Source organism: Solirubrum puertoriconensis (assembly GCF_001483135.1).
Taxonomy (GTDB): domain Bacteria; phylum Bacteroidota; class Bacteroidia; order Cytophagales; family Hymenobacteraceae; genus Solirubrum; species Solirubrum puertoriconensis.
The window spans coordinates 1040930-1066479 of sequence record NZ_LNAL01000006.1; the positions used below are offsets into that span (position 1 = coordinate 1040930).

Annotated in this window: 21 protein-coding genes and 1 tRNA gene; 15 read left to right on the forward strand and 7 right to left on the reverse strand. The window is 57.7% G+C overall.

The window, feature by feature from the left end; genetic code table 11:
- Nucleotides 1–24 precede the first annotated feature (24 nt).
- The 3 genes from ASU33_RS21795 to ASU33_RS09270 all read left to right on the forward strand — a co-directional run bounded on the left by ASU33_RS21795 (nucleotide 25) and on the right by ASU33_RS09270 (nucleotide 3655).
- On the forward strand, nucleotides 25–150 hold the full coding sequence (locus ASU33_RS21795; protein ID WP_286130454.1) for a hypothetical protein: 126 nt from the start codon (nucleotides 25–27) through the stop codon (nucleotides 148–150).
- A gap of 158 nt (nucleotides 151–308) precedes the next feature.
- A complete protein-coding gene (locus ASU33_RS09265) occupies nucleotides 309–2978 on the forward strand; it encodes a PAS domain-containing protein (protein ID WP_149867125.1) in 2670 nt (889 codons plus the stop codon).
- A 395-nt stretch (nucleotides 2979–3373) separates the two neighbouring features.
- On the forward strand, nucleotides 3374–3655 hold the full coding sequence (locus ASU33_RS09270; protein ID WP_059070465.1) for a hypothetical protein: 282 nt from the start codon (nucleotides 3374–3376) through the stop codon (nucleotides 3653–3655).
- Nucleotides 3656–3712: 57 nt separating this feature from the next.
- Here ASU33_RS09270 and ASU33_RS09275 read toward each other — a convergent pair whose 3' ends face one another.
- Nucleotides 3713–4795, reverse strand: coding sequence for a hypothetical protein (locus ASU33_RS09275; RefSeq protein ID WP_149867126.1), 1083 nt, complete (start codon nucleotides 4793–4795; stop codon nucleotides 3713–3715).
- A gap of 625 nt (nucleotides 4796–5420) precedes the next feature.
- On the opposite strand from ASU33_RS09275, the gene ASU33_RS09280 reads away from it, so the two are divergent.
- From ASU33_RS09280 to ASU33_RS09305, 6 genes are all read left to right on the forward strand, one after another.
- Nucleotides 5421–5492 (forward strand) — tRNA-Glu (locus tag ASU33_RS09280).
- A gap of 144 nt (nucleotides 5493–5636) precedes the next feature.
- Entirely contained in the window at nucleotides 5637–6641 is a 1005-nt protein-coding gene (gene gap, locus ASU33_RS09285; protein WP_059070470.1) for a type I glyceraldehyde-3-phosphate dehydrogenase, read from the forward strand.
- Nucleotides 6642–6723: 82 nt separating this feature from the next.
- Nucleotides 6724–7626 carry a diacylglycerol/lipid kinase family protein gene (locus ASU33_RS09290; RefSeq protein ID WP_059070473.1) on the forward strand — a complete coding sequence of 301 codons (903 nt, stop codon included), beginning with the start codon at nucleotides 6724–6726 and terminating at the stop codon, nucleotides 7624–7626.
- Between the two features lie 53 nt (nucleotides 7627–7679).
- Nucleotides 7680–8027, forward strand: a complete 348-nt coding sequence (locus tag ASU33_RS09295; protein WP_059070475.1) for a translation initiation factor — start codon at nucleotides 7680–7682, stop codon at nucleotides 8025–8027.
- 194 nt (nucleotides 8028–8221) lie between these two features.
- Nucleotides 8222–8620 carry a DUF1622 domain-containing protein gene (locus tag ASU33_RS09300; protein WP_059070477.1) on the forward strand — a complete coding sequence of 133 codons (399 nt, stop codon included), beginning with the start codon at nucleotides 8222–8224 and terminating at the stop codon, nucleotides 8618–8620.
- 123 nt (nucleotides 8621–8743) lie between these two features.
- Nucleotides 8744–9739 carry a hypothetical protein gene (locus tag ASU33_RS09305; RefSeq protein WP_149867127.1) on the forward strand — a complete coding sequence of 332 codons (996 nt, stop codon included), beginning with the start codon at nucleotides 8744–8746 and terminating at the stop codon, nucleotides 9737–9739.
- Nucleotides 9740–9754: 15 nt separating this feature from the next.
- Here the strand turns inward: ASU33_RS09305 and kdsB are convergent, their stop codons facing one another.
- Nucleotides 9755–10495, reverse strand: a complete 741-nt coding sequence (gene kdsB / locus ASU33_RS09310; protein ID WP_059070481.1) for a 3-deoxy-manno-octulosonate cytidylyltransferase — start codon at nucleotides 10493–10495, stop codon at nucleotides 9755–9757.
- Between the two features lie 205 nt (nucleotides 10496–10700).
- Between kdsB and ASU33_RS09315 the strand changes: the two genes are divergently transcribed.
- Together ASU33_RS09315 and ASU33_RS09320 are read left to right on the forward strand one after the other, a co-directional pair.
- Nucleotides 10701–11723 carry a LysM peptidoglycan-binding domain-containing protein gene (locus ASU33_RS09315; RefSeq protein WP_149867128.1) on the forward strand — a complete coding sequence of 341 codons (1023 nt, stop codon included), beginning with the start codon at nucleotides 10701–10703 and terminating at the stop codon, nucleotides 11721–11723.
- Between the two features lie 86 nt (nucleotides 11724–11809).
- Nucleotides 11810–12568, forward strand: a complete 759-nt coding sequence (locus tag ASU33_RS09320; RefSeq protein ID WP_059070777.1) for a TIGR02757 family protein — start codon at nucleotides 11810–11812, stop codon at nucleotides 12566–12568.
- A gap of 22 nt (nucleotides 12569–12590) precedes the next feature.
- Here the strand turns inward: ASU33_RS09320 and ASU33_RS09325 are convergent, their stop codons facing one another.
- Nucleotides 12591–13394, reverse strand: coding sequence for an alpha/beta fold hydrolase (locus tag ASU33_RS09325; RefSeq protein ID WP_059070485.1), 804 nt, complete (start codon nucleotides 13392–13394; stop codon nucleotides 12591–12593).
- A gap of 442 nt (nucleotides 13395–13836) precedes the next feature.
- Between ASU33_RS09325 and ASU33_RS09330 the strand changes: the two genes are divergently transcribed.
- Nucleotides 13837–16254 carry an endonuclease MutS2 gene (locus ASU33_RS09330; protein ID WP_059070487.1) on the forward strand — a complete coding sequence of 806 codons (2418 nt, stop codon included), beginning with the start codon at nucleotides 13837–13839 and terminating at the stop codon, nucleotides 16252–16254.
- A 72-nt stretch (nucleotides 16255–16326) separates the two neighbouring features.
- Here the strand turns inward: ASU33_RS09330 and ASU33_RS09335 are convergent, their stop codons facing one another.
- From ASU33_RS09335 to ASU33_RS09350, 4 genes are all read right to left on the reverse strand, one after another.
- Nucleotides 16327–17304: a hypothetical protein gene (locus ASU33_RS09335; protein ID WP_059070489.1), complete on the reverse strand. Its 978-nt coding sequence runs from the start codon at nucleotides 17302–17304 to the stop codon at nucleotides 16327–16329.
- A gap of 166 nt (nucleotides 17305–17470) precedes the next feature.
- The gene (murB, locus tag ASU33_RS09340; protein WP_059070490.1) at nucleotides 17471–18496 is read right to left on the reverse strand and encodes a UDP-N-acetylmuramate dehydrogenase; all 1026 of its coding nucleotides are present in this window, start codon (nucleotides 18494–18496) and stop codon (nucleotides 17471–17473) included.
- A 117-nt stretch (nucleotides 18497–18613) separates the two neighbouring features.
- Nucleotides 18614–20023, reverse strand: coding sequence for a sugar MFS transporter (locus tag ASU33_RS09345; protein ID WP_078062999.1), 1410 nt, complete (start codon nucleotides 20021–20023; stop codon nucleotides 18614–18616).
- A gap of 79 nt (nucleotides 20024–20102) precedes the next feature.
- On the reverse strand, nucleotides 20103–21122 hold the full coding sequence (locus tag ASU33_RS09350; protein ID WP_059070495.1) for a hypothetical protein: 1020 nt from the start codon (nucleotides 21120–21122) through the stop codon (nucleotides 20103–20105).
- Between the two features lie 162 nt (nucleotides 21123–21284).
- Between ASU33_RS09350 and recQ the strand changes: the two genes are divergently transcribed.
- From recQ to ASU33_RS09365, 3 genes are all read left to right on the forward strand, one after another.
- A complete protein-coding gene (recQ, locus tag ASU33_RS09355; protein WP_059070496.1) occupies nucleotides 21285–23531 on the forward strand; it encodes a DNA helicase RecQ in 2247 nt (748 codons plus the stop codon).
- A 223-nt stretch (nucleotides 23532–23754) separates the two neighbouring features.
- Entirely contained in the window at nucleotides 23755–24459 is a 705-nt protein-coding gene (locus ASU33_RS09360; RefSeq protein WP_059070778.1) for a DUF2306 domain-containing protein, read from the forward strand.
- Nucleotides 24456–25313 carry a hypothetical protein gene (locus ASU33_RS09365; RefSeq protein ID WP_059070498.1) on the forward strand — a complete coding sequence of 286 codons (858 nt, stop codon included), beginning with the start codon at nucleotides 24456–24458 and terminating at the stop codon, nucleotides 25311–25313. The genes ASU33_RS09360 and ASU33_RS09365 overlap by 4 nt, the downstream gene beginning before the upstream one ends.
- Nucleotides 25314–25550: the final 237 nt, after the last annotated feature.

Below are 25550 nucleotides of genomic sequence, written 5' to 3' on the forward strand. Positions count from 1 at the left end.
GGTATTCATTTAACCATACCTTACATGATGTACATTCCTTATGTATGGCAGCTTGGCGGCGACGACACGCAACGCTGGCTGCGCCACATTCGAGTCATGGTGCTGCGCCGCCTACCGGTGCTGCACATTCCAAGGAAAGCCTGGTCCTAACTGACCAGGCTTTTTTGTTGCTACAGCCCGTCCTGGGTGCGTTAACGGCACTAGGTAGGTTATCAAATATTAACAAAGAGTTATTGTGTTTATTCGCGAAATTGCCTGCTGCTTGCCCGCGACGAGGAATAACCCTCGTATCTTCTTCCTGATTCGTTGTGCTTGGTTCTTTCGTCGATTTTCAACTAGCATTCGAAGCCCAACCCGGTCGCGCCTTATTGCTGGCCGCCGACGCGCCTCATTATACCATCCTGGCCGTTAGCGACGAACTACTGCGCATTACCGGGCGCACCCGCGTAGAAGTAGTAAACCGCAGCCTCTTCGACTTTTACCCGGAAACCATTTGGGCCGCTGCACACGGAGCCGTGGCCTTGCGTGCTTCTCTGGATGAAGGCTTGCGAAGCAAGCAAAGCAACCGGATGCCGGTGGTTCGCTACGAGGTACAAAACGCGGCGGGCGAGTTGGAGCCACGCTGCTGGGCGGCATGCACCAAGCCTCTGCTGAATGCGGCTGGGCAAGTGCAGTACCTGTTGCACACCGGTGAGGATATAACGGCGCAGGTACTAGCGGAGGAGCAGCAAAAACGCGTAGCTGCCGAGCCCCACTATCGAACTTTGTTGGAAGAATCGCCGGTGGCAACGGCCTTATACCTAGGTCCGGAGCTGCGGATTCAGTACGCCAACGCTTTAATGCTCAGCTACTGGGGTAAAGACGCTGCCATTATCGGGTTGCCCTTCCGCCAGGCCTTACCGGAGTTGCAACACCTGCCGCTGCCCATTCTGCTCGAGCAAGTGTACGCCAGCGGAGAAGCGCATGCCGGCGTGCGCGAACGGGTGATACGAAATGTGGATGGCCAACCGCGGGCGAGCTACTTTAGCTATACTTACAAACCCTTGCGCGACGCGGCCGGGCGGGTGTACGGGGTGCACCACACCGCCGTCGACGTTAGCGCCGAAGCGCAGGCCCTGCTGCAGATCGAAGAAAGTGAGCAGCGCTTCCGCACAATGGTAGAGCAGGCCCCGGTAGCAATTACGCTAACCGAGGGTCCGGATTTGGTGATTCAGAGCGTCAACGGCCCGATGTTGCGCATGATGAACAAAACCGCGGAGGCGGAGGTGCTCGGCCTGCCCATTGCCGAGGTGTTGCCCCGGGTGGCTGCGCACGGTATTCTGCAGGTTGCCCGGCAAGTGCTGGAAACTGGGCAACCCTTCCGTGGCGATGCCGTGCCGGCGCAAACTATTGGAAGCTCCGGCGCGCTGGAGTGGCGTTACTACAACGTATCCTACACTCCTCTGCGGCAGGGTGGTCGGGTAACCGGGCTGATTCACGTGGCTATTGATGTGACCGAGCAGGTATTGGCCCGCCAGAAAGTGGAGGCGGAAAGAGAGCGGGCGCGGTTGGCTATTGAGGTAGGAGGGTTGGGGGTGTTCGAGACCAACCTGCTCTCCGGGGCCATGCTCACCGACGCACGCTGCAACGAGATATTCGGCTTTGCCACTCCCCAGACTTGGGCCTGCTACGTGGAAGCCATTCTCCCCGACGACCGGCCTATTCGGGACAAAGCCCTGCAGCAAGGCCTTGCGAGCGGTTCCTTTGCCTACGAGGTGCGCATTTGCCGGCCCGATGGCCAAGTGCGTTGGGTGCGTGCGCGAGGCCGGGTGTACCACGATGCACAAGAACGCCCCGCATCGGTACTGGGAGTCATTCAGGATAACACGGAGCAGCGCACCATAACCGAGGCACTGCGGGAAGGCGAGCAGCGCTTCCGCATTATGGCCGACGCCGCACCTAACATGGTGTGGGCCGTGTATCCCGATTCCACCATCCGTTACCTCAACCAAGCGTTCCTGGAATTTGTCGGCGTAAACTTCGACGAGTACCTGCGTACGGGTTGGGGCCCATACATGCACCCCGACGAGCTGACCGGAGCCCAACTCACGCTGGAGCAAGCCATTGCCGAGCGCCGCATGTACGTGCTGGAGCATCGGATGCGCCGCCGCGATGGGCAGTACCGCTGGCTGTTGGCGCAGGGGGCACCAAGTTACTACCCCAACGGAGAACTGTACGGATACGTGGGCTCGGCCATCGACATCACGGAGCTCAAGCATACCAATGAGCAATTGCGGCGCACGAACCAGGATCTGGATAATTTCGTGTACGCTGCCTCGCACGACTTAAAGCAACCGGTAAGCAACCTTACCCGCTTATTGGAAGAACTCCGTTTCGCTGTACGGTTTGACGATCCGGCCGAAGAAAAGCTGCTGCTGCCGTTAATCCAGAACACGCTGCACCACCTTACCGTCACCATCGACGACCTAGCCGCGCTGGGGCAAGCCCAACGTCCGCTGGCTGTCGAAGCCGAGGAAGTGCGCCTTGCCGATTTGGCCTCCGAAGTCCTGTCTACTTTGTCGCCGCAAGTGCAAGCTGCCCAGGCATTGGTATACCTTGACTTCAGCAGCTGCCCAACCATTTCGTTTGCCCGCGCCAATCTGCGCACCGTGCTGCTTAACCTGGTAGGCAACGCCCTAAAGTACGCCGACCCTCAAAGGCCGGCTCGGGTACACTTAACCGCTTGGGCAGAGCGCGGCCAAGTGGTGTTGGAAGTGCAGGACAACGGCCTGGGTTTTGATGCAGATAAGTACGGCCCCACGCTATTCCGGCTGTTTCAGCGCTTTCACCAGCATATTCCTGGTACTGGGGTGGGTCTGTACCTAGTGAACCGCATCGTACAAGCCAATGGTGGCCGCATCGAAGTGAGCAGCCGGGTGGGGGAAGGCGCCACGTTCCGCATCTGGCTAGGGGCAGCGCAGCCGAGTGGTTTAGGCTGATGTTTAGGTTGAAAGCACTTACCCGTGGATGCTCAGCGCTGTGAGGCTACTACCGAGAAACGTAAGTGCCCACAAAGGCGAAACACTCATCCACCGCAGGCAAATTTTCTAGGTGATTATTATAAACGCATTGGCTTAGCTTCGGCCATTTTAAGCCCGGATGGCATCAGGCGTGCTGCAGGCTGACCAGACGAAACTGCCCGCTCTTGGCAGAAAAACGCCTGTAATAGCCAGAGAGCAGGTGTCGGCAGAGGCAAGCACAGTTTGTAAGTGAGGGGCGCTGCTACCTTCTAACCGAAACGAGATGTCATCTGATTAAGGGCAGTAGCGGCAACAAGCCGGCACGCTGTTTGGGGTTAGGTATGGGTCTTGTTCGCACACCTCTTCCTTTCGCCATGATTGTCTCCGCCACAAATTCCATCAACCGGCTGCACCAACTGCAGGCTGAGCTTCAGACCACTCCCGAGTTAACTCTCAACGAACTGCAGCCCGTACTACGGGAAATGTCTTCGTTGCTGCAGCAACTGCCCGGTGCCAGAGCGCAGGTGGGCTTGGCTGTACTCTACGACCTACAAGCCGAGTACGCCGCTGCCTACAGCCGCACGCCCGGTGAGCAAGGGCGGCGCTGGCTAAACCGCGGCATGCAGGCGGTGCTGACGCAGGTACTTAAAAAGTAGAGTGCTAAGCGTGAGAAGAACTGACGCGTGGTGAGTGTATCTGACTCGATTGGCCAGCTACTGACCTAGTAGCCCGGCTGCTACACGTCGGGAGCGTGGCGCTCGGTTAGCCCCGGCCAGCCAGTTCATCATGTCGGCCCAGGCTACGTTGCCGTACCAGCGGGGCGGATCCTGCGGGGAGCGGCCAGTAAGCAGAAAACGCTCATCCAAACCGGGGTAAGGGCGCAACGTTAGGTTGCGTTGTCCGCGTCGGGCAAACTCCAGCGGCAACTGATCGAGCAGCCACGCACTGGGCTCGGCCGTGCCATAGGCAATGAGCATGGGCACGCGCACCTTGGGTAGCTCATCTACAGCTGGGTACCGAACCAGCGAAACGGTATTGCGCCATGCTGCACCCGATACGGCAGCAGGGTCGCGCAGTTCCATCAGGCTTTGGTAAGCGGCGTATACCGAATCGATGCGTCGTTGCGCGTCGGTAGGAGTAAGCCGGTGCTGCAGCTGGGCAGTGCGCAAATCGTGAACAAGCTGCGGCAACGGGCCCGATGGAATGGCTCCGTAGAAAGCCAAGTGGGTTACGTGGCGGTCAGCGGTAGCAAGGCGGGTAGCTACATGGCAGCCCTGTCCGCCGCCAACTACTGCCATCAGCCGGTCGTCAACCCACGACTGACGGCGCAGAAAGCGCAATACCTGCCGGGCTGCTTGCACGTGGTAGCCTCGGGTATCGTTCTCCAGATACGTTGTTGGGGGCGTATCGGAGCCTGTTTCCAAATATTCCTGTTCTTGGCTAAGGCGCCGGCGCTCTGCAACCAGCGGCACACCGGGCCGGGCCAAAATAACAAAGTGGTACCGACCTTGATAGGCCTTTAGGTCGAAAGGCCAGCCCACGAAGGCAGCGCCTGAGTTGCCAGTTGTTATCAGTGGCCTTGCTCCGCCGCCCTGGCATAGCAGCACCACGGGCTTGCGCGGCTTTTGCGCCAGGTCCACGCCGCTTACCAGAAAAGTCAGCGTAGAGTCCTGAAAGGGTATGCGAAAAAGGGTAAAGCCCAGCTCCCGCGCCAAGGCAGTGTCGTGTTGTTGTCCCCGTGATGTAAAAGCCCCCAGCACCAAGCCCCCCAGCAACAGTAAGCGTACGAAAAGCATAATAGATAGCGTCCCTGCCAAGATATTCTAAATGCCTAAGCACAACAATAGGCAGGGGTGCTTCGGTCGAATTATTTGCAATTATTTAACAAAGAAGGAGTCGGCTGTGATAGTCAAATGGCTGATCTGATGAAGAATTTTTAAAGTTCACATGCTAGGCTCTTGTCACTACCTATTCAATTCGAAAGCTCTGCATAACTTCTATATACCATTCATTGTTATAAACGCAGCCATAAAATCAGTATTTCACACCAGTAAAAATCCGTATCAGCCCTGCCCAACCCGACTTTTGGCCGCCGTTACTTTGTGAGAGTGGGCTGCCTGTCAAATGCGGCAACTGGTACGACTTCAGGTGTGGTGTCGTGCCATGACAGGCGGCCCGCTTTTTTTGCCCTAATAGTTCGTTGCTGAAATGGGGATCTGCACCCTAGGTTGTGCACTTTGACCCCAGCCGGAAGAGGAAGAAACAATCCGTAAAGGCTGTGCAAGGGCAAAAATTTTGCTTTGATTATCAGTTTAATCAGCCTGCTGACGAGTTTTTTTTGAGTCGAGGTATTGCCTTAAAAACTCGGTCAGCTATCTTTGCATCATCAAACGACAACGGCGCTGCGCAAGCAGTCAATTCGCTCCGTTCGTCTAGGGGTTAGGACTGCAGATTTTCATTCTGCCAACAGGGGTTCGATTCCCCTACGGAGTACACCGCTTGTCGTTTGAAGCTTACAAAACCCGCTCGGAACTGCTCCGAGCGGGTTTTTTGCTTTTCCCCCGCAGGCGCGTACCTTCGCCGCGCATTCTCACTCTGGCCCGGAGCGCGGGCCACTAACCCGTTTTTCTTCCCCTTATGGCTAAAATTAAAGTTGCCATCAACGGCTTCGGCCGCATCGGCCGCCTGACGTTCAAGTCGCTGCTGGGCCGCCCGGACGTGGAGGTAGTCGCCATCAACGACCTGACGGATAACAAGACGCTGGCTCACCTGCTGAAGTTTGACTCGGTACACGGCCGCTTCGATGGAACCGTTGAGTACGACGAAACTAGCCTGACCGTAAATGGCCAGCGCATCGCGGCTCTGGCTGAGCGCGACCCGAAGCAACTGCCCTGGGGCGAAATGGGCGTTGATGTAGTGCTGGAATCGACTGGCCGCTTCACCGATGAAGCTGGCGCTGGCCAACACATCACCGCTGGCTGCAAAACGGTTGTTATCTCGGCTCCGGCTACCGGCAACATCCCGACGGTAGTACTGGGCGTGAACGAAGACATCCTGACCGGCTCGGAAACCATCCTGTCGAACGCTTCGTGCACCACCAACTGCTTGGCCCCGATGGCCAAGGTGCTCGACGACGCTTTCGGCCTGGAGAAAGGCTACATCACCACGGTGCACGCCTACACTTCCGACCAGAACCTGCAAGACGCACCGCACAAAGATCTGCGCCGCGCCCGCGCCGCTGCTTACAGCATCATCCCAACCAGCACCGGCGCTGCTAAAGCCGTAGGTCTGGTACTGCCCCACCTGAAGGGCAAGCTGGATGGTGTGGCCATGCGCGTACCCGTGCCGGATGGCTCGTCGACCGACTTCGTAGCTATTTTGAAGCGCGAGGTTACCAAAGAAGAAATCAACGCGGCCATGAAGGCTGCTGCCGAAGGCCCCATGAAAGGCATTCTGGAATACAGCACCGATCCGCTGGTAAGCATCGACATCGTGGGCAACACGCACTCGTGCATCTTCGACTCGGAGCTGACTTCGGCCAACGGTACGCTGGTGAAAGTTGTTGGCTGGTACGACAACGAGGCTGGCTACAGCACCCGCGCTGCCGACCTGATCGAGAAGCTGGGCAACTTCAACAAGTAATTTGCCATTGCTAGCGCCCAACGCCCGCTCCGCCGCCCGGCGGAGCGGGCGTTGTTGCGTGTAGCTCGTACCTTGCCCTGCCATGACGCCCAACTACTCGCGCCTGTGCTTCATTTTTAACCCCATTTCGGGCACCAACCGGCGCTTCGATTTGCGAGGCCTGCTGCACCGGCAGCTTGGTAGTATTTCTGGGCTTCACTACGAGGTGCGGCCTACCGAGTACGCCGGCCATGCCGAAGAATTGGCCCGCTCGGCAGCTACAGAGGGCTTTGGTGTGGTAGTGGCTGTGGGCGGCGATGGCACCGTGAACGAAGTTGGCCGGGGCCTACTAGGTACCGGGGCTGCCATGGGCGTGCTGCCCAGGGGCTCGGGCAACGGGCTGGCTCGCCACCTAGGCATACCGCTTACGCCTGCCGCCGCTGTTGATTTGCTGCGCAAGCCGCGGGTGCTGCCCATTGATGTGGGGCGCCTGAATGGCAAACCGTTTTTTTGCACAGCTGGCCTGGGGTTTGATGCGCACGTGAGCCGCTGCTTTGCTGAGGCGGGCACGCGTGGGCTGGCAACCTACGTGCGGGTAGCGCTGCGCGAATACGGGCGTTACCAAGCAACACCAATCGACATCGAAGTAAACAACCAACACATCAGCACCGACTGCTACGTGCTGGCCTTTGCCAACGCAGCGCAGTACGGCAACAATGCCTACATCGCCCCGCTGGCTAACATCCGCGACGGGCTGCTCGATTTGTGCCTGATTGATCAGATGCCGCTTAGTCGGGCCATGCGCGTGGCCTACGGGCTGGCCGCTGGCGACCTACCCACCTCCGGTGCGGCCACTTACCACACGGCGCAAACCGTGCGCGTGAGCAGCAAGCAGCCACTGGGCTTTCACCTCGATGGTGATTTCGCAGGCGAGGCTACCAACATAGCTGTGGTGATCGAACCGTTGGCTTTGCCGGTGGTTGTCGGCACTTCGTTTAAGCAATAACAACGAAGGGATTCAGCTGTAGCTGCTTGTTTAACCTGGAATTAACTACTGATATGGCCAAAAACCACCGCAACCGCGATGGGGTGGTGTACTCCACCAACCCCGATTTTGAATACCAAAACCAAGAAGACTCGGCCGATCAGCAAACCTTGCCGCCGCAGCAACAGCAGTTACGAGTACAACTCGACCGCAAACAACGCGGTGGTAAGCAGGTGACGCTGATTACGGGCTTTGTAGGACGCGACGAGGATTTGCAAACCCTAGGTAAGCTCTTGAAAACTAAGTGCGGCGTGGGTGGCAACGCGAAGGATGGCGAAATCTTGATTCAGGGCGACTTCCGCGACAAAGTATTGGCCGAGCTGATTAACCAAGGCTACAAGGCCAAAAAGGTGGGTGGCTAACTCCTAGGTGCCACCCAACGCAGCAGGCCAGCCGTATACGGGGCACCTCAGACATCCCGTATGAACCTAAGCATTACCCTATTTAACTGGTTATCTGCCCATCCTCCGCAAAGGCTAACCAAGTTGCCGCGCTTTCAGCGCCCCGAACTGAGTGCACTGGCCCTAGGTTCTGTCAACCGTAAGCAACCGTGGATATGAGCAAGGGGTTCGAGCTCGTTGAAGGCCACGTGCGCATATTGGCGCAGTGGCTCAAGCTTGGGGTAGAGGCGGTAGGGGCGGCTGTAATCGGCATCGGGGTGGCGGTAGCATTGGTGCGCTTGGTGCCGATGTTGTTCCGGCAGCAACCGGCCAACTTCACGGCTGTACGCTTGTTGCTGGCCCGCTACTTGGCGTTGGCCCTGGAGTTTCAGCTAGGTGCCGATATTTTGTCGACGGCTATTGCGCCTACTTGGGAGCAAATTGGGCAGCTGGGTGCCATAGCTGTTATTCGTACGCTCCTGAACTACTTTCTTTCGAAAGAGATGCGCGAAGAACAAGCCTCGGTGGCCGAAGAAGCCGTCGACCGCAAAAGCCAAGCAGGGTTGAAGCCTTAATTGTGGATATAGGAAAGCACTTAATAGGCAGAAAACAGGCCCATACGACGTGCATCTAGCTTAGGTATAAGCTAATTTGCATACTTAAATCAGGCTTATTCAGCACCTCTACTTTTCTTTTTCATGTTTAGGGTTAACCGCACTGCCCGGGTAGTGCTGCGGCTTTGTGTAGCCATATTAGGAGTATTGCCCTGGCTTGCTGGCTGCGGCGGGCCCGATGTCAAAGTGCCCCAGTACATTGTTACTAATGCAACGGCTAAGCACAAGCGCATACCTGGCACGCACGTGTATTTGGCGTTGCCGCAGGGTTATCAGCCTCAATTGCAACAGCACATGCTCTGGAAATCGGAGCGGGAGTTTGTGCAAGTTGTAGAGCTGCCCGATAGCAGCTTTGCCGACTACGTTGCCAACATCAAGCAGGAGTTAAGCAAAGCCGAGGGGCTGTCGTTGCAGGATCTGCAGCAAACAACCTTCAACGGCCTGCCCGCCATATTTCTGAAGCAACCGTACCGTGGAGGCCTAGGGCTCGAATCGGTACTGCTGGCCTACGGCGATTCGTCGCACGTGACATTGGTGCTTGGGGTTTACTCTAGGCTGGATGGCAAAGCCCGGGAGCGGGTGCAGCAGGCCTTGCTGACGGCCTATGCCAACCCGCAGGTCCCGGTAAGCCCTTTCGAGGACCTAGGGTTTAAAGTAAACCAACTAGATACCAACTACCAGTTGTTGGCGCGCGATGGTATTTGGGCCGTTTACTCGCCCAAGGGCCAGCCGCTGGCCGACAGCTATGCGCCACTGTTTCGGGTGGCGCTGTTGCCGCCCATGCCTAACCAAACGGCGGTGCAGGATGCCGGCTTAGCCCTGATTCGTGTGTACCGGCAGGAAGCCGATGTACAGAACGTGCAGGAAGCCAACACCGAAATGAACGGCTTCTTCGCCTACGAAAACGTGCTTACCTACGGCTACGGCGGCCGCGAGGGCAAAGCCTTGGTGCTGTTGATCAGCACCCCACAAGGCCTGTTAGCATTCGACGGCCGGGCGTATGCCGACCCCTACGATCGGCTAAAGGAGTTTGTGCGCATCGCCAAGGCCATTCGCATTACTGCTCAGCCCTCAGTATAATTTTGTGCTCAGCACTTAGGCTTGCAGGTAGGCCAGTGCGCGTTGCACGTCTTCGGAAGTGTCAATGCCAATGGTTTCCAGCTCGGTTTCTGCCGTGTGGATGCTATAGCCGTGCGTAAGCCACCGCAGTTGCTCCAGCGACTCGGCCAGTTCTAAGGGGGCGGGCTGAAGCTGGGTTAGTTGCTGCAGCACGGCCGGGCGGTAAGCGTACAGGCCAATGTGCCGCAGGTAACGGTGATGCTGCAGCCAATCCTGCTGCGGATACTGGCGCAAATAAGGCACAGGGTGGCGGCTGAAATACAACGCTTGCCCATGCGCACCTAGTACCACCTTGGGCAAGTGCGGGCTCAGCAGTTCCTCCTGCGTTAGCACGGGTTTAACCAGGGTAGCAATTTGAGTGTTGGCATCGGCAAAGAGTTCGAGCAACGCATTTATTTGCGCAGGATGCACAAAGGGCTCATCACCTTGGATGTTGACCACGCAATCGGCAGGGGTTCCTAGGTGCTCGTAAGCCTCCCACACCCGATCGGTGCCGCTGGGGTGGTGGGGGTGGGTGAGCACGGCCTCGCCGCCAAATGTCAACACGTGCTCCAGAATGCGTTCGTCGTCGGTTGCCACCACCACGCGGCTTAGGTTGGCCTGGCTAGCCTGCTCCACCACCCGCCGAATCATCGATTTGCCGCCTAGGTCCACAAGCGGTTTGCCTGGCAAACGGGTAGAGGCGTAACGAGCCGGAATAATGCCAATGTTGTGCATGAGTAAGCCGAGAGGTGATGAATTGAAACCCTGATTGCCCCGGCGGCAGTAGCCGAGCTTGCCGAGAGCGGTAAAATTGGCACGATCATAGACAAAATCCCGCTCAGCAGGCATAATTCCGTATCTTTCGCCGGCGTAGTCACTCGCGGGCAGCGCCTTACCCCGTCGACTTAGGCTGTGCTTGGCGCAGTACGACACCCTCCTTATGAGCCGAATTTCGCATACTCTCTCCGCCTTCTTTTTATTCTGCCTACCCGTTGCCGCGCTAGCCAACCCCGTACTACCACCCGACTCGGTAGGCGTAGTTACGCGCCAGAATAAGACTTACGTACGCCACCGGGTAGCCGCCGGCGAAACTCTCTACGGGTTGTCGCGCCGTTACCATGTAAGTGTGGAAAACATTATGGAAGCCAACCCGAGCATAAAGGGGGCGCTGGTTTCGGGGCAGGAGGTGCTGGTGCCCCGCGTTCGGGCCGTGCTTCCGGCGGCAACGCCAAAGGCTACGGCCGCGGCTAATGCCGAGGCTCCTACGGCTGCCGCCCGCAGCTTACCCACCGACGCCAAGGGCAACCGCGTGTACAAAGTGCAGCCTGGCCAAACGCTGTTTGCTATTTCGCGCAAGTTTGGCGTGGCACCGGCTACGCTGCAGCGCTACAACAAGCTGCCCGCTAGCGGCGGCGTAAACGTGGGTCAATCCCTGATTATCGTTCCGGCGGGCGGGGCCGCAGCCCCGGCTGCTGAGCCAGTAGTAGCTGCCAAGCCCGTGCCCACGCCGCCCACTGCTCGCCCCGAGCGCGACGACGAAGCAGAGAAGGAGCGTGCAAAAGAGCGCGAACGGGAAGCAGAACGCGAAGCCGCCAAAGCCAAGGAGGCCGAAGCCACCCGCGAGAAGGACGTAGCCCCGCCTAGCCCCACCGCAACACCCGCCGACGAACCTACCCGCGCCAGCGAAGTGGTGCGCAAGGTTACCGAAAGCGGCTTGGCTGCAGTGATTGAAGGCGGCAACTCCGAGAAGTACCTGGCTTTGCACAAAACCGCCCCGGTAGGCACTATCATGATGGTGCGCAACATCATGAACGGCCAGGTGGTGTACGTGCGCGTAATTGGCAAGCTGCCCGACACCGGCGACAACTCCACGGTGCTCATTCGCCTCTCGAAGAAGGCCGTGGCCAAACTGAATACGCCCGACCAGCGCTTCCGCGTCGAAACCTCGTATTTGCCCGATTAACGCCGGCGGCTTACCAGCTTTGCCCAAATTCGTATGATGTGTAAGCCCGGCTTTTGTCGGGCTTACTGCTTTTCAACCGCCGCCCCGTGACGCACGCTCAACTTTATGCACTTCTCAACGACCGATACGACCGGTACGATCAGCCGTCGTTCATCGCGCCCGATCCGATAAGCCTGCCGCACCGCTTCAGTCAGCTGCAAGATATTGAAATCAGCGGACTGTTTGCGGCACTTTTGGCTTGGGGCAAACGCAGCATCATCCTCAAAAAAGGCCACGAGCTGCTGGAGCGCATGGATAATGCGCCTTACGATTTCATTCGGAACCACCAGGATGATGACTTGCGCGGACTGGAGCGGTTTTGCCACCGCACCTTCTGCGACACCGACCTGCTGTACTTTGTGCACTGGCTAGGCTGGTATTATCAGCGCAATGAGTCGTTGGAGGATGCTTTTTTGCACGGAAGCTCGCAGCGCGAGCGGCTCATCAACTTCCACAACTTGTTTTTTAGCCTGCCCGATGCCCCGGACCGTACGCGAAAGCACGTGGCTACGCCGGCGCGCAACTCGGCCTGCAAGCGGGTGAATATGTACTTGCGCTGGATGGTACGCCGCGACGACCGGGGAGTCGATTTTGGCTTGTGGCAGCGCCTTTCGCCCGCCGATTTGGTGTGCCCCTGCGATGTGCACGTAGAGCGCGTAGCCCGGCGCCTCGGGTTGCTACAACGCAAGCAGCTCGATTGGCAGGCCGCCTCGGAGCTTACCGACAACCTGCGCCAGTTCGACCCCACCGACCCCGTGAAGTACGACTTTGCCCTTTTTGGCCTAGGTATCGAGGAGAAGTACTAACTGTGGCACCTAGGCGCACGAATTAGTTCTGAGCCGATTTTAGAAACCGCTCAATTGCTGATATGGTGGCAACCGGGGCGCTCAGGTGCGGGTAATGACCGGCCGTATTCAGCACCGATAATTGACTTAACAGCAAGTGCTGGTGCAGGTATTCGCCTACGGCCACCGGTACCACAAAGTCGTTGGCCGATTGCACAATCAAGGAAGGAACTTGCAGCTTAGGCAATTCTGCGCGCGTGTCGCTCAGGAAGGTAACGCGCCCAAACTGACGGGCTACATCCGGCTTGAGGCATAAAAAACTGCTGATTAACTCTTCGGTTAGTTCGGGCCGATCGAGGTTGCCCATTACCTGCGGGGCCATCGAGCTGGTCCAGGCCCGGTAATCACTATCCAGAAAAGAGAGAAGGTCTTCGACTTCGTCGCGCTCAAAGCCTCCTATGTAATCGGCATCGTTGATGTACCTAGGCGAGGCCCCAATCAGCACCAGCTTCGAAAAAAGTTCGGGGTTCTGAATGGCTGCCAGCATGGCAATCATGCCGCCAACGGAGTGCCCAACGCCTACTACTTCGGTTAAATGCAAGGCATGCAATACCTCTGCCAAGTCGGATGCGTACCCTTGCAGATTGGCGTAACGGTCGGGGTTATAGGCCGAAAGATCGGATTGACCAGCACCAACGTGGTCGAAAAGAACCAGCCGATAGTCACTGGAAAATGCCGGCGCCACAAAGCGCCATGCTTGCGTGTCGCACCCAAAGCCGTGGGCAAACACCATGGCGCGGCTGCCGCTGCCAAACGTCACTACATTGTTGCGCTTAAGGATATCCATAGTGTAACGAGTATAGTTGAGTAATGAGCACTTAAAGTACAAGAATCTGGCAATATTTCAAGGTTGTGCTTGTGTTCGCTCAACACAAACCAAGCCAGTAACCGACACTGATTGTGGTAGAGGTTATTGGTTGCTGACAGCCAACTTGTTATTCTAGGTGGTAGTGAGCTTCGCAACTTCAGCTTTGGATGCAGCCGCGAGTACTTATTGGTGAAGCAGGCAGGGCTTCGCCGGAGTCGCTCAGGATGAAATTACCTCAGCCCTAGGTCCTGAACCTGTGGGAGCAGGACAACAGGAGTGCTAATACCCGATTACACTTTCCTTTTACTATCGTATAGCTTTGTCTGAATCTTTCGGGCCGCTGGCCTGTTAAGGAAGGCTGTCGGTGCCGAGCGCCATGGCCTTTACATCTGACTACGGACTACTCAGTACCCAATACCATTTGATTTACCCGCAAACATTCGAGCAGAAGATTGGCTTTCAGCAAGTGCGCGAGCTACTTGCCGAGCTGTGCCTCAGCGCCCTAGGTCGGAACTACGTGCAGAAAATGCAGTTTCAGCCAAGAGCCGACGAGCTGAAGAAGCTGTTGCTGCAAACCGACGAGTTTCGGCAGCTGCTGCACAGCGGCGCCGACTTCCCTAGCCAATTTTACCACGATGTAACCCCGCACCTGCTGCGGGCGCAGCTGCCCGGCGCGTTTCTAGAGGTTTCGGCTTTTTACGAGCTGAAAATGTCGCTGCGTACCATTCGGCAGGCGCTGACATTCTTTACGCAGGCTCCGGAGGGAGCGTACCCCACGCTGCGCTTGCTCGGTATTGGCGTACAAGCCGACCGCAACCTGCTCGCCGCCATGGATAAAGTGGTGGACGACGAAGGCCACGTGCGCGACGATGCCTCGCCCTTGCTGCGCCAGCTGCGGCAGGAGCTCATCAACCGCCAAGGCATTTTGCGCCGCCAAATTGCCGACGTGCTGCGCAAGGCCCGCTCCGAAGGCTGGACGCCCGAAGGCGCCGAACCCACCATTCGGGGTGGCCGCTTGGTGCTGCCCATAGTGGCCGAGCACAAGCGCCGCATCAAGGGCCTGATCCACGACGAATCGGCCACGGGCCAGACTGTGTACATCGAGCCCGAGTCGGTGTTCGAGCTGAACAACGATATCAAGGACCTAGAGAATGCCTGGCACCGCGAACTGGTGCGCATTCTCACGGCCCTTACCGATCAGCTGCGCCCGCACATTCCGGACCTGCGCCGCGCGTACCATTTCCTAGGTCTGCTCGACTTCATTCGGGCCAAGGCCCGCTTTGCGCAGCAGCTCGAAGCCACGCTACCCAAGCTCAGCTCGCGCCCCTTGCTGAACTGGAAAGCCGCGCGGCATCCGTTGCTGTACCTCAATTTTAAGGAGCAGGGCCGCGAGGTGGTGCCCTTAGATCTGGAGCTCAACCCCGAGCAGCGCATCCTGGTAATTTCAGGCCCGAACGCCGGCGGTAAGTCGGTGGCCATGAAAACGGTAGGCTTGGTGCAGTACATGCTGCAGTGCGGCCTGCTAATTCCGGTAGAAGACGGCTCCGAAGCCGGCGTATTCGACGACATTTTCCTGGACATCGGCGATGAGCAAAGCCTAGAAAACGACTTGAGCACGTACTCCTCGCACCTCACGCACATGAAGCAGTTCTTGTTGCTGGCCAACAAGCGCAGCCTGGTGCTCATCGACGAGTTTGGTACCGGCACCGAGCCCGTGCTGGGCGGCGCCATTGCCGAAGCGGTGCTGAGCGAGCTGAACCGCGTGCGTGCGTTTGGCGTCATCACCACGCACTACACCAACCTGAAGAACCTGGCCGAGCGCACGCCGGGCCTCGTGAACGGTGCCATGCGCTACGACCCCAAGCACCTGCAGCCGCTCTACCGTTTGGAAATTGGCAAGCCGGGCTCGTCGTTCGCCTTGGAAATTGCCCGCAAAATTGGCTTGCCCAAGAACATTGTAGAGCGGGCTTCGCAGCTGGTGGGCAAAGAGAAAGTGCGCTACGACCGCCTGCTCGAAGAGCTCGAAGCCGAAAAAGCCCAGCTTGAAAAGCGCAGCGCGGAGGCCGAGAAAAACGAGCGCCGCATGAAAAAGGCCGCGCAGGAGTATCAGGACCTGAAGAACCACCTCGAGGAAACCAAGCAGGAGGTAATTCGCGAAGCCAAGCAAAAGGCCAAGCTGTTGCTGAAGGATACCAACGCGCAAATCGAAGCTACCATCAGCGAAATCCGGACGGCGCAAGCCGAAAAAGAGCAAACCAAGGCGGCTCGCCAGAAGCTCGATGCCTTTGTGCAGACGGAGCTGAAGGTGGAAGCACCCAAGCCCCGCGCCCACCGCGAAGCAGCCGACCCCAACGGCCTCAAGCCCGGCGACAAGGTAGCCCTGATAGGGCAGGAGGGCCACGGCGAGTTGGTGAGCGTGAAGGGAAAAACCGCTGAGGTGCTGTTTGGAGGACTGAAAACCTTGGTGAAGGTGAATCAGCTGGAAAAACTGACGCGCTCCGAAATTCGGGAACGGGAGAAAGAAGCTGCGCGCAAAGCACCAGCCACCGAAGCCCGAGCTACGGGCGGAATGGACGTTACGGGCCGCATGGCTGGCTTTAGCACCACCCTCGACCTACGTGGCGAGCGGGCTGAAGACGCGCTACAGCGCATCATGAACTACGTTGACGATGCCGTGATGCTGGGCGTGCCCGAGCTTAAGTTTATCCACGGACGGGGCAACGGCGTGCTGCGCCAAGTGGTGCGCGACTACCTGCGCTCGGTACGAGCCGTTGCCAGCGTGGCCGATGAGCACGCCGACCGCGGCGGCGACGGGGTAACCGTGGCGGTACTGAAATAGCGTACCCCGCAACAAGCAAAAGAGGCTGCTCCGGTACCGGAGCAGCCTCTTTTGCTTGTGCTTACCTAGGGTTTACTTCTTGGCCTTAGGAGCTACCCGGTTTTTGGAGTCGGTAATCATCGGAACAGCTTCCGATACCGACGTGCCTTTGGCGTTGGTAGAGGAAACGCGCACGTAGTACACCGTAGCGGGCTCCAGGTTGCTGAGCGTGATAACGTGGTCGGTGGTGATGTCGGCGTTGGTAATTACGCTGCCTAGGTTGGAACTAGTGCCGTACTCCACTTTGGTGCTGCCAGGATTGATGGTGTTGAAGTGCACCGTAAAGCCTGTTTTGCCAATCTCCGTCGGAACGGGCGTGCCAACAATGCTGGGCATGCCGCCGTCAACCTCCATGTCCGATTTCAGACGGGGCAGCAGCTGGTAGCCTGTGGGCGTGCCGCTGGGCGAGTGCTGCCCGATGATGCCGATCAGATCAAATTTGCCAGAGGGCAACGCTTTTCCTACAATGCCATCGGGGCCAACCGATGCGCTGTTGATGCGCACAATGGCACCTGCCTGGCCGTTGATGAGGTAGTTCATGTTGCCAGCTATTTCGCTGGTGAGCGGGTTGCCGCCGGTAGTGGTAAGCGTGTTCACGCCCACGATCTTTACCAAACGCCCCTCGTTGGCTTCGTTGTATACCGAAGTCAGCGACGCTGCCGGCACCTCAATAGTGCGCAGCCGGCGCTTCGAAGCCAACTTTGTTACAGCCGTAACGGGGTCTACCTCGAGCAAGCCGTTGTAGTTTTTGAGGGTGCCCGAGAGCTGTACACTGTCGCCAGCAACAAGCGTAGCAAACTCCGGAATCTTATTGGTAAAGGCCGCAATGCCCGCGTCTTTATCCTGGATATAGCGTAACGAGCCCAACTCTGCGCCGTTGACTACGACGCCGCGAATGGTAACCGAAGCCCCTGGGCCAGCCGCACGGGCTGCCGAAATGGAGACTACCGATTGAGCAGCGGCGAAAGTGCTGCTCCCAAGCAGCAATGCCAAAAGCGTAAACGTTTTCATGTGCGGTTGCAATAGGACTATTGAGAGTTTGGCAAAATGAGGGTTAAATATCCACACTTTCTCTTACAGTTGCATCTATATGCCCCTCAGAACATTCAAATTACGTGTTGCTGAAGCGGTATTTGGCCTTCGCCTAAGCTTCACCCGAACCCCAAGACTATTCGATCTAGAGAATGTTCACTTCGGGGTGCAGCTCGATGCCGAACTTTTCGCGCACCGATGCAATGATTTGCTGGGCTAGGGCATGCACCTCGGATCCGTTGGCGCCGCCTAGGTTCACGAGTACCAAGGCTTGTTTATCATGCACGCCATAGGTGCCGGCGCGGTGCCCTTTCCAGCCGCACTGCTCAATCAGCCAGCCCGCAGGTACCTTTACGCCGCCGGGCACGGGGTAACCGGGCATATTGGGGTTGTCGGCCTTCAGGCTCTCGTACTTCTGTTGCGAAACCTCGGGGTTTTTGAAGAAGGAACCGGCGTTGCCGATTTCCTTGGGGTCGGGCAGTTTGCTGCGACGGATGCTGATGACGGCCTGGCTAACCTGCTGCGGCGTAGGCTCGTCGGTTACGCCCATGTCTTCGAGCGTCGAGCGAATGGCGCCGTACGACACGTTGGGCTGGTAGCGGCGGTGCAGGCGCAGCGCCACGCTCGTTACGACGTACTGGTTTTTGAGCGGGCCTTTAAACACCGATTCGCGGTAGCCAAAACCGCATTCTTCGCGGGTAAAGCGGCGTAGTTGGCCGGTAGCAATTTCCATGGCTTCGAGGTGGTCGAAGGCATCTTTCAGCTCCACACCGTAGGCACCAATGTTTTGCAGCGGGGCCGCGCCCACGGTACCGGGTATCAACGATAGATTCTCGATGCCGGCCAAGCCTTCGCCCAGGGCAAACTCCACCAAGCCGTGCCACGATTCGCCAGCACCGGCGTGCACCAAGGCCGTTTCGCCATCGGCCTCAATCGTGCTTTCGAGCCCCCGAATTTCGTTTTTTAACACAACGCCGTCGAAGTCGCGGGTAAACAGCAGGTTGGAGCCACCGCCCAGCACCAGTTTATCGGCCTGCTGCACTTCGGGTAGTTGCAACAGTTCGCGGAGTTCCTCTACGTTGCCAAACGCCGCAAAGTAGCGGGCCTTCACATCGATACCGAAAGTGTTGTAGGGAAGAAGCGAAACGTGGTGCTGTAACTGAGCCGACATACGGAGTAAGAGTAATGCGGCGCAAAGGTAGTGTACACCGCTTGGCAACTGGCGAAAACAGCAGCGCCCGCAACCAAATTGGTGCGGGCGCTGCCCCAAGAACGTGCTGCTAGGTGCTTAGCGTACGCGGTAGCCGCTGAGCGAGTAGTACAGCAGGTATGCGTAGCACAACGCCGGCAGCAGGAAAGCCACGCGCAAGCCGCCGCCGTAGGTAGCAAGCAGGCCCATCAACAGAGGCACGATAGCACCGCCTACAATGGCCATAATCAGGTACGACGAGCCCTGCTTAGTGAACGGACCTAGGCCTTTGATGGCCAGAGGGAAAATAACCGGCCACATAATTGAGTTCATCAACCCGCACAGCACGATCAGCCACAGGGCCGTTTCGCCCTGGGTGGCAATGGAGGCCAGCACGAAGGCTACCGCAGCGGCGCACACAGCAACCAAAGCCTTCCGGTCGTTGATGCGGGTGAGCAGCGGAATGCCAACTACCCGGCCAACCAACGAGCCAAACCAGTACGATGCCACCATTACGGCCCCTACAGCTTTGGTGAAACCGGCTGTGGTGTCGATGGGTGCAGGCGGCTGCCCCAGTAGTACGGCAATGAAGTTGGTGGCCACATTGAGGCCGCGTACCAAGCTTTGGGTAAAGGCACTTAGCTGCGTAATGCCTTGCGCCTCGCCGTAACGGATGAGGAAGGAGCCAAGACCCACCTCAACGCCTACGTACAAGAAAATAGCAACGACACCTAGGACGAGGTGCCGGAAATCAAGGGCCGAACGCCGGCCACTTGCCGCTGCCAAATCATTCGTGCCGCTTTCTTCATCAGCTTGCATGCCTTCGATCTCGGGCAGCTTAAGCATGAAGAACACGCCGGCTAGTACCGCTAGAAAGATAGCCAGGCCCACGTACGGAGCCTTTACCAGTGTAGCTTCTTCCGCTAGGCGTTGCGCCTCGGGCAGCGAGGCCAAGCGGGCTTTCAGTGCTACCGAGCCACCAAACAGCAGCATGCCACCCAACAGCGGCGAAAGTGTACCCCCAAAGTTGTTGGCCACGCCTACGATGCTTACGCGGCTGGCGGCGCGACTAGCCGGGCCCAGTACCGAAACGTAGGGGTTAGCCGCTACTTGCAGCAGCGTTACGCCGGCGCCCAGTACGCTCAGGCCAAGCAAAAACACGCCAAAAGTGCGCGTATTGGCAGCTGGCACAAACAGGAGCGCACCAGCGGCCATCACCAGCAAGCCAACTACAATGCCACGTTTGTAGCCCAGGCGCTCAAGCACTCGGCCCGCTGGCAACGACATAAGAAAATAAGCCCCAAAAAACGCGAACTGTACCAGCGACGACTGTAAATCAGTTAGCTGGCATACGTCCTTGAGGTAGGGCATCAGCACGTCGTTGAAGTTCGTGACGGCCCCAAACAGGAAGAACAGCGAAGTCATGGCCGCCATGGGCAGCGCGTAGCTACGCGCGGTGGCTGGGCCAGTAGTGGTAGTTGAAGTAGCCTGCGAAACGGGTGTCGCCATGGATGATTGGGAGCTGACGGGAAAAGGAGGCTTTAAAGATAGGAAAAGGAGCACGCGGCGCCGCGCCCCTCGAGCTGGGTTACAGCGGATACTTTTGGCGTAGCTGCTTGTAGCCGGGGTACTCCGTCAGGTCGGTTATTGATTCGAACATGCTGATGAGCGTGCGAACCAACTCGGGGTCCGTGCTGCGCATGGCCCTGGGCTCCGTAACGCTCTCGAGGTTGTACTGACCTAGGAACGTGACCATTGCACGGTATGGGTTGGCGGCTTTGCTATCGACGCACAAAAACAGCTGCAGCGGCAAAGAAAGCAGGGTAAGGCAAGGCGGCACCTTGGCCTGCTTCTGTTCCTCGTGTTCCGCGAACAACTCAAACGATTCCCTAATCTGCCGCAGGGTGGTGAGGTGCAGGTTTACATGCTCCAGCCAAATGGCTTCAGTAAGCGGTTCGTTGCTTCTGAACTGCATCCACAGCCCCAAAATGTAGTGATAGTAAAGCATGTTGGAGGAAGGAGGCGGGTAGTGTGTTTGCGTCTCATCGACAGCCAACGTAGCCAGATAGAACTCGCGCGTATCGTGCGAGCGAAGCAGTAATTGCTCGTGAATTTGCCCGGTGATGCCACGCATCTCGCCTTGGTTGAGCGGAGGCACGTGGTACTTGGCGTAAAAGGTGCCAATGGAAGCGGTAGGCACCATTACACCCAGGAACTCGGCTCCGGCGGCCTCGGCCAAGAAGTCGCGGATTTCCTTTTGAATATTGGCGAAGCCCTTGTACAACTCGCGCGTCGAGTCAGAAATGGTGGTTACGGCCGTGCGTATTTGCTCTTCTACTTGGTTGCTAGTGGCCACTAGGCGGCGCGTTTCGTCGGCCATTTGATGCATTTGCACCAAGGTTTCGTCGGTTTTGCGTGAGGCCGCATCGGCCGCCAGCCAGCTCTGAAAAGCCACAAACAAACCCAAGAACGAAGCTACGCTGCCAATGATGGAGTACTGCACACCGAGGCTATGCGCGTACAAAACACCCGCCAAGGCAAGCGCCGCAAAAATGACGAGGTAGAACAGCCTACTCTTATTAGGGTCGAAGAAGAAGGGTTTCTGCATAGCTCCGATAAGATAGAGCAGAAGAGGCAAAGTGACACTTGGTTGGGCTCGCGCGAGCTGCCTAGGTACTGAGTATTGATTGCCACCGGATGCCGCACCATTTTAGCATTTTGGTAGTTTCATTAGCCTAGAACTCCCGCCAAACAGCCGTATTTTTACCGAATGTTATTTGCTACCGAACCCCTCGCACCTTCGCTCGAATCGGCCCGCCGCGTACTCAAGCAGTACTATGGCTACGACACGTTCCGGCCCATGCAGCAGGACATCATCCAGAGCATCTTGGGTGGGCGCGATACGGTGGTGCTGATGCCGACGGGCGGTGGCAAATCGGTTTGCTTTCAGGTGCCGGCTATGGTGCTCGAGGGCGTATGCGTGGTCGTATCACCGCTGATTGCGCTGATGAAAGACCAGGTTGAAGCCCTAAAAGCAAACGGCATTCCGGCTGCGTGCATCAACAGCAGCATTGGGCAGGCCGAGCAAAACAGCATTGGCCGCGCTTGCCAGGCCAGCGCCCTCAAGCTGTTGTACGTATCGCCCGAAAAGCTGCTGTCGGAGGGCTTTCTGAGCTTTTTGAAGCGGATTCGGGTAAGCATGTTTGCCATCGACGAAGCGCACTGCATCTCGTCGTGGGGCCACGATTTCCGGCCCGAATACACGCAGCTGCGGGTGTTGCGCGAGCAGTTTGCGGAGGTGCCGATCATTGCCCTCACCGCCACGGCCGACCGCCTTACGCAGCGCGACATTCAGCAACAGCTGCGCCTCAACGACCCGCAGGTGTTCCTGTCGTCGTTCGATCGGCCCAACCTCTCGCTCAACGTACGACCGGGGCAAGACCGCGTCAACAACATCATCAGCTACGTTAAACAGCGCCCCACCGAGCCGGGCATTGTGTATTGCCTTTCGCGCAAGCAGTGCGAAACCCTGGCCGGTAAGCTCAAAGAGAAAGGCTTCAGGGCAGGCTTTTACCACGCCGGCATGACGGACCGCGCCCGCTCCGAGGTGCAGGAGCAGTTCTTGCGCGACGATCTGCAGGTAATCTGTGCCACGGTGGCCTTCGGCATGGGCATCGATAAGAGCAACGTGCGCTGGGTTATTCACTACAACCTGCCCAAGAACATCGAAGGGTACTACCAGGAAATTGGCCGCGGCGGCCGCGACGGAGCCGCCGCCGAAGCCGTGTTGTTCTACAGCTACGCCGATGTGGCCCAGCTGCGCGACATGATTACCAAGGATGCCGACCCGCGTTTGGCGCAGCTGAACACCACCAAGCTCGAGCGCATGCAGCAGTTTGCGGAGGCTGCCTCGTGCCGCCGGCGCATTTTGCTGGCGTACTTCGGCGAGGTGCTCGATAAAGATTGCGGCAACTGCGACATCTGCCGCAATCCGCCCGTAACCTTCGATGGTACTGAGTTGGCTCAGAAAGCGTTATCTGCCGTGGCACGCACGCGCGAGCAGGCACCGCTCACGCTCATTGCCGACGTGCTCCTGGGGCGGCGTAACCAAGCCGTTATCAGCCGCGGCTACGACCAGATTAAAACCTTTGGTGCGGGCGCCAACCTCTCGTTTCTGGACTGGCAAAGCTACCTGCACCAGCTCCTCAACGACGGCCTGCTGTACATTGCCTACGAGCAAGGCTACGCCTTGAAGCTTACTGACCTAGGGTGGCAAGTGTTGAAAGGGGAGCGGAAGCAGCAGCTGAAGCAGTTCCAGGTACCGGCCAAGGCCGAAAAGGCACCGAAGGGCCGTGCCGCCAAAGCCGCAGCTGGGCCGCGACTCGTGTCGGTTACCGACGACCTGTTCGACCGCCTGCGCCAGCTGCGAAAGCGCATTGCCGATCAGCAAGGTGTGCCGCCTTACGTGGTGTTTTCGGATACTACGCTGCAGGAAATGGCTATTGAACGGCCGCGCACGCGCACGGCCATGCTGGCTATTTCGGGTGTGGGCATGAAGAAGTTCGAAACATACGGCGAGCAGTTTATTCAGCTGATCAACGAACAAGCCGGTGCCCCATCGCCCGACGACGTGCCCGACCTAGGCGAAGACGAAGTGCCTGCTTCGCCGAAAAAGCGACCCGCTGCGGGCAGCACTTTCCTCGATTCGTGGAAGCTGCACCGCCAAGGCCTTTCGGTTGAGCAGGTTGCCGAGCAGCGCGGCTTGTCGCCCAGTACCGTAAAGTCGCACCTCGAAACCCTGTACGAGAAAGGCTACCAGTTGCGTACCGAAGAATTCCTGACCATGGATGACTTCGCCCAGATTAAGATGGCGGCGCAGGAGCTCGGCCCCGAACTGCGCCTGCGCGACTTGTTCGACCACCTACGCGAACGGTACGACTACTTCCAGCTGCGCATTGCCCTGATTTACGACAAGCGCATGCGCGGCGAACTGCCTGCCCAACCCGTTGAGGCTTAGTTCGCCACCTTCCGCAGGTGTGCACCTTAGCAATAACTAAGGTCTGCAGGTTGTCAGCTGCACCACCTGTTGCCTAGGCTTAAAGCAAGCTGGGTAGCAGGTGGTGCAGCTTTTTATCACACACATTGTTTAGCCAAAATAGCCTGCCTTAAATATCTTCTCTCAGTGCATATTTGAGCTTAGCAAATTGCTACTTTGTAGAGTCAAGCAATTGCTGTTCTTCATGCCTAGGTTTTCGCCCGTTCTCCGTACCCTGCAGGTGCTCATTGGCCTTGCGGTGTTGCTGTTTGCGGGGCGCATGTTGGTGCTTATTGTGCCGTACTTAAGCTTTGAGCCAGGTATCGAATTTCTTACCACCAAAACGGCCGCAACCAACAGCAACCTGCTGTTTAGGGTGGGGTTTTACGTGCACATCACCAGCAGTTTGGTGGCTTTGCTGGTAGGGCTGCCGCAGTTCTTTCCGCAGCTGATGCGGCACCGGCGGGTGTTGCATCGGCAGTTAGGCAAGGTGTACGTAGCCACTATTCTGGCCTTGGCAGCACCCTCGGGACTCGTTTTGGCCTTGTATGCCAACGGTGGGCTGGTAGCCAAAGTAGGCTTTACCATGCAGTGCCTGGTGTGGTGGCTGGCCACTTGGCAGGCCTACCAATTGGCGCGCGGCAGGCAATGGCAAGCCCATACCGAGTGGATGGTGCGCGGCTTTGCCATCACTTTAGCGGCTATGAGCCTGCGCCTCGAAAGCTATTTTATGTACTATTTCTTGGGCACCAAGCCTATGGAAACTTACCTCACCGTAACGTGGCTCTCCTGGACGGGTAATTTGCTGTTGGCCGAAGTGCTGTTGCAAGTCGGCTTGGCCAAACGCCTGTTGCGCGATTTTGCTGCTCCCAAACCTTCTCTCAAAGCTCAGCCTGCTGTACCCGCATGAAAAAATCTGTGTACCTCCTTGCCGTGGCCGCTTTATGCCTGGGTGCATGCCAGCGCCAGCCCGAAGCCAGCCGCCCCGTTGCAGCTGCCAAGCGTACGCAGCCCGCGCAAGCTCCGGTGGCTGTAGCAACCAGCAACAAAAAAGCAGCCCCCGCGAAAGCGGCCGAACTGCCTGCAAGCCAGCTAACGCCCGAGATGAAAGACTTTCTGCGGGAACACGACTTAACCAAAGTGTGGTGCGTGGCCACTGCCGAGGGCCCCGTGGCGTACCCAAACAACGGCTTCTTCGGTGCCGAGCGCTACCGCATTGAGATGGTGTTTCTGGAAATGCACCGCGACGAGCAACGGCCCGAAGTAATGTACGTGCGCGGCAAAAGCCGCTACAAGAAAATTATCACGCCGTTTGAGGGCACGCTTACCGTCAGCGAAATTCATAACCTTAAGGCCGACCCCGAAATCCTCATTCGCGAGGGCAACCCCGCCTACTCGGTGGTGGGGCGCTTTGAGCTGCGCGAAGACCCAACCACCAAAGGCGCCGGCGTGTACCGCGGCCACTTCGGACTCGATTTTCAGCTCGATACCGACGAAAGCTTGCTGCTCGTGGATTCGGGCGAGCAACTGGCGGCGCGGGCGGCAGGGACGCTGTTCGAGGGCGAGTGGATCAGCAACAAAACCGGCAGCCGCAAACCCATTTTGTGGGGGCAGGATTTTACGGCTATCGGCAATGAAATTCTGGAAGAGTTTAGCGTGGGTATGCGCGAGGTACAGATCAACCCTAGATACGCCAAGCTCGGCTGGGACAGCTACTGGGAAAACGACGAGTGGTGGGTTGATGCCAAAGTGGCTCGCCTTTAGTGCCTGATGCCTATACCCAAATTGTGTTCGGTTACTGATTAACAGCGACTACGTAGGCCTTATTGGTAACTCGATACGCATTAGCTAATTCGGAAGTAGCTTGATTGCCAATGTCATGAGCGTCAGATCAACAGCCTTGCTCGCGTGGCGCGACTACCGATGATTATTCCTGAATTTTTAGAAAAACTTTCTGCTAATTGAATTAGTAAATAACATTGGCTGTTGCTACCTTCACGA